Source organism: Vibrio sp. D401a (assembly GCF_030248515.1).
Classification (GTDB): domain Bacteria; phylum Pseudomonadota; class Gammaproteobacteria; order Enterobacterales; family Vibrionaceae; genus Vibrio; species Vibrio rotiferianus.
On sequence record NZ_JAHGAI010000066.1, the window covers coordinates 1 to 4,520 of the forward strand.

General features: G+C 39.0%; 4 protein-coding genes. All 4 read left to right on the forward strand.

Features of this window, described 5'->3' with window-relative positions:
* The first annotated feature begins 810 nt into the window (after positions 1-810).
* A complete protein-coding gene (locus KIV41_RS22985; RefSeq protein WP_215810217.1) occupies positions 811-1,875 on the forward strand; it encodes a hypothetical protein in 1,065 nt (354 codons plus the stop codon).
* Between the two features lie 125 nt (positions 1,876-2,000).
* Positions 2,001-2,489, forward strand: a complete 489-nt coding sequence (locus KIV41_RS22990) for an HAD-IIIA family hydrolase (protein WP_061065151.1) — start codon at positions 2,001-2,003, stop codon at positions 2,487-2,489.
* A 236-nt stretch (positions 2,490-2,725) separates the two neighbouring features.
* On the forward strand, positions 2,726-3,427 hold the full coding sequence (locus KIV41_RS23000) for a hypothetical protein (RefSeq protein ID WP_285337745.1): 702 nt from the start codon (positions 2,726-2,728) through the stop codon (positions 3,425-3,427).
* 138 nt (positions 3,428-3,565) lie between these two features.
* A complete protein-coding gene (locus tag KIV41_RS23005; protein WP_277684034.1) occupies positions 3,566-4,438 on the forward strand; it encodes a hypothetical protein in 873 nt (290 codons plus the stop codon).
* Positions 4,439-4,520: the final 82 nt, after the last annotated feature.

The following is a 4,520-nucleotide window of genomic DNA, read 5'->3' on the forward strand; positions in this document are numbered from 1 at the left end:
TCAGAAAGGCATTGTAACCAAAACATTGCCAATAGTTGGCGGGGTTATTGGTGGAGGGTGGAATTACATAGAAGTTGGATTAGTTCGAAAAAGGGCAATAGCTTATTTCGAGGGAAAAGAAATATAACAATCTGTTTAAGTGTGATTCGCAACGCGTGGCATTTTTACTATGCGTTGCGTTTATTGTTTAAGGTGGTATGCGGAAGCATTGGTATTGCGTTGCTCACACCTTAACAGGGCGTTAGTACGGGTTTGGCATCAAAGGTCATAAGTTTTGGTGTTTATCTGTTTTGGCGCTTCTCTTTACACCCTTCAGTTAGTGCCTTTCACGTTCTTTCCGGTGGCACTATATGGGGAGTGTTTGCTTTGATTTCATCGTTTACGGTTTCTAACTCTTAGCCTATTTCTTTGGCACTTCTTCACTTTAGCTGTGCTTTCTAAGCGAATCTTGTCTTCCTCTAGGGCTGTTTGTCGGAGTTCGAGGATCGAATCCTTTTCTAATTTGAAGTGAGTGAAAGAAGGGGAGTTCATTGTGTTTTTCTTCTAGCCAACTTCCGTCTCTCAATGCGGTAAAGTTTTGTAGCTGCCCGTCTCACTTCAGTGTTCAAAGCCTTTCATATTGTGCTACTTTTCAATATCTTGGAGCGCACAAATAGAAGTAGCGCATGTACTAACAAATTGCTTAAGAGTGATTCGTAACGCGTGGCATTTTTACTATGCGGTGGCTTATGGTGATTAAGGCGTCGTGCGGTAGCTTTTGTATTGCGTTACTCACACCTTAGCAAGGCGTTATAAATTAGGAGAGGTATTGTGCAAGCTGATAGTATAAAGAACCCTATGTTTGACCTATTGTTATTTATGCAAACATACGAAAACAATGGTTTAGATGATGAAAAATTCATTCGTAAATGCAAGAACTTAGTTACAAACTTTACGAAATTGTATTTGTCGGTTGATTCTATTCTTAATGAAAATTCCTCTGGGTTTGACTATAAAAGAAATGAGTTGATGCGCATTCAAACGATTGAATATTGCTACCTGAAAATAAGTACGATTTGGGACTTGGCTTATCAGATCGCAGATTATGTTCTTGGTTACAAAAAAGGCAATAAATATGAAAAACTGGAAAATAGTTTTGAAGAATATAAGCGTAGCCATGACTTTTTATCTTTATCTTGGTATCAAGATATAAATAAAATTAGAAATCGTATTGTTCATGGGGGGGTAAATATTATTCCTTTCTATGACAATGATGAATTGATGTTCAATGTTTATAATGAAAATGTAGACAGTGTTATGCCACATTGTTCAGTATACTCGAAACCTAAAGGGCTTATGGTATCAGCTGGTTCCTACTTCATATATTACACAAGCATTTTATATAATTATCTGGTTGACTTCTTTTCATACGTACTCAAAGAGCTTAAAAAATCAGTCAAACCGACAATTGTGCTTGATGAATTCGCAGCGGAGTTGATAGAGGAGAGAAGTGGACGATGGTTTTTTGATCGTTTAAGTGAGTATAACGCTTATGCTAGGGAAACTCTTAACCTACCTCTAGGGGAAAATATAAATGACTATTCTAAAAGTCGATTAAGTGTGACTAGGTTCTATGAAGAAGCTGGTACTATTCCTTTTAAAAGAAAGATGATTGAAAGTATTGCGGATAAATATTCACTTTCTTATGAATGGCTTAGTGAAAATGAGCTGTCAATTCCTATAACTGAGGCGTTAATATCTTGCTCTGATGAGTTTTATCCCGAAATCACAAGGGGGGACTTGGACTTAAGGATGTCATCTCCTAACGAAGACCGTACTGCATCGATCCTTAAATTTGAATTTTCAGATAGTTGTTATGAGTACAGTATGCAATAAATTTATAACAAAGCATTTAAGAGTGATTCGCAACGCTTGGCAGTTTCGCTTCGCTCAAGTATAGCCAAACGTCGCTCACACCTTAATGCGGCGTTAGCTTTCTTCAGAACTCAAAGAGTTACTCGATGGATTTGAATAGGTATGAATTGGTCATCTTTGATGCTGACGATACACTACGGGAGTGTACTGTTGAAGGTCAGTTTTATCCGCTTGCACACGGGGAGTGGGTGTTAAAAGGTGATGTTTGTAATGTCCTCAGCGAATACGATTGGACATCCAAAAAATTTGGTATTGCGACAAATCAGCCGGGTATATCTAGGGGTGAGTTTACAGAGGAAGTAAGTCTTCAACTCCTTAATGATATGGTTATAGGCGTTTTTGGTTTTCTTCCGGATAGAGAAGCCATTCAGTTTTGCCCGCATGCCATTGATGGTGAATGTGACTGCAGAAAGCCAGCAGGCGGAATGTTAAAGCGCATAATAGCGCATTTTGATGTCGAGCCCGCATCGACGGTTTTCGTAGGTGATCGCCTTAAAGATAAAATTGCAGCGGAAAGCGCAAGTTGTGATTTTATCTGGGTTCACGATCTTGTAAACGGAAGCTCCAAAAGCTAACAAACTGTTCAAGAGGGATTCGCGACGCGTGGCACTTTTACTATTCGTTGGTTTAAGTGATTAAGGTGGTATGCGGTAGCATCGGTATTACGTTGCTCACCCCTTAACAGGGCGTTAGGCATATAGGGAAAATTATGACACTTTGTGTTACGTATATAACAGACTCAGGTAAAGCGGTGTCATTAACTGATTCCCTACTTACCACTACTCGAAAGTCCCCAGATAAAGGTGCTTTTTTGCCATCTGATCAAGAGATAGTCCATCAGACACCTTTCGCCGTTAAGTTTCACAACATATCCGGTGTTAGAGCTTATTTTGGTCGTAATATTGATATATTAACTGCGATAGCAGGAAATGTATCTTTGGGGCTTCAATGTACACTGCATATTGAAACATATTTAAAGTTTGGATATACGCTATGGTACAACGACATAAAAAATGCTATCGAAGATAAAGTATTAGATTTCTGGTGTGATTCCAGAGATAAGCAAATCCAAATGTCGTTTGCGTTGTTTGACCATAAACTGAATCCTCAGTTGATTGAATGTCATGCTGATGACGCTGGGAATATCTATTTTCAGTCCATTAAATCAGAAAATGGCTTTGCTCTATCCGTTCTGGGGGATGGTAGTGAAGAAGTTAAAGAGCAAATATTGAATAAAATAAATACCCTGCAGTATCAATATGAAGATTTTGACACTGCAATTCACATAGCATGTGTTTCAGTACTCCAAGAAAATATTAATGACTCTAGCAAGATATTTATAGGAGGTAATATTCAGGGTGGGCGTTTAAATAAATATGATGGCGAATACTTGGTTATTGACTATGGTGATAACCTCTTTTTACGGGGAACTAAATTAGATTGCTATGACAACCTTGAGCTTCCTATAATGGACATGTCAGACGGTCTCTACACAATCGCGAAAAATGCCTAACAATCTGTTTAAGAGTGATTCGCAACGCGTGGCATTTTCATCATGCGTTGGTTTAAGTGATTAAGGTGGTATGCGGCAGCATAGGTATTGCGTTGCTCACACCTTAACAGGGCGTTAGGCTAATAAGGAGAAGACCAGTTGATATTCGGAGAAATTGAGTCATTTGTATCTTTAATGGAAAGGGTTATTAAGCCTTTCAAAAAGAGTGACAAAACACCTCAGGAACTTTTATCTACTCGTTTAGTTAGCGTTTTTGAAGCTCATGGAGTCCACAGAAATCAAATTCCTAATGTCATCGGGCATGGTTTAACACTCCATGATGTTAGTAGTGACGAACGTCTTCTTGAAAAGCTAAACAACGAAATTCTTGTTTCTACATGTAATCTCTTCGGTATAAACCGAGATTGGTTAGATGGTTCATCAGAAGAGGTTTACTCAACCTACAACTTTTATAAGTACCCGCAGAAATTTAGTGATTTTCTCTCTGGACTAGTAGCAAAATCTGGAAGTGATAACCTTGATGGAGTGTTACTCACTGTCGATAAAGTCGACCGAGGAACAGAGTCTGTCCTCATTCTGCAAGAGACTCTAGGCCATATTAATAATAAGCCTTACTTTCGTTACTACCTTTGTAGTGGTTGGGTATTTTCCTATTGGAAGTCGCGTGGTTATATAGCTGCAAGTGTTGCGATCTGCTGGAAAAATCAGGTTTATGTTCGAGGGTTATATTTAGATGCATCAACGGTCAGCCGTTATGCTAGTGGGGAGTCTCTATTAAACTTTGGTCAAGACGGAATCCATTTTCCTAATGGTGTTCGATGGTATGCGGAAGACCTAGCTGAAGTTCCAGAAGTGTATTTGAAAAATCTTGATCCAGAAGAAAACAAGTTTGGTCTAGATGCTGCATTATCTTTATGGTTTCAACTAAACAATCAAGGTTTCTTAGACACTGGTTACTCGGACGGCACGGCTCTTAAAAAGTTTAGTGATGCTCGTGAAAAATTAGCCTAACAAAGCATTTAAGAGTGATTCGCAACGCTTGGCAGTTTCGCTTCGCTCAAGTATAGCCAAGCGCCGCTCACACCTTAATGCG

What these genes read in the sequence shown, in the direction of transcription:
- KIV41_RS22990 (WP_061065151.1), top strand. Translation starts at nt 2,001, where the DNA reads ATGGATTTGAATAGGTATGAATTGGTCATCTTTGATGCTGACGATACA.